Here is a 235-nt window from a genome sequence, read left to right as displayed (position 1 = left end):
CTACAAAAGTTACAAATGATGAAATTTATTGGTTTAATAACGAAGAAAAAGCAACATCAATCCCCCACTTTGCTACGCCTAAAACATTTCATAATAATGGTAACTACATTGTTTCAATGGGTAACGTATGCCGCTGGCTAGAAGAGCAAGCTGAAAGTTTAGGCGTAGAAATATTTCCAGGCTTTAGCGCACATTCACTTATTATTGAAGACGACGCAGTAAAAGGTATTGTTAC

Annotated in this window: 1 protein-coding gene; it reads left to right on the top strand. The window is 36.2% G+C overall.

The features are described 5' to 3' along the window. Positions 1-235 (top strand): NAD(P)/FAD-dependent oxidoreductase (locus tag SB756_RS35485; protein ID WP_410913935.1); only part of this gene is annotated, 235 nt, incomplete at both ends.

Origin of the sequence: Pseudomonas sp. SIMBA_068 (assembly GCF_046534705.1) — a bacterium.
Taxonomy (GTDB): domain Bacteria; phylum Pseudomonadota; class Gammaproteobacteria; order Pseudomonadales; family Pseudomonadaceae; genus Aquipseudomonas; species Aquipseudomonas putida.
The sequence above is the reverse complement of the archived record's forward strand: the minus strand, read 5'-3'. Positions and strand labels throughout refer to the sequence as shown.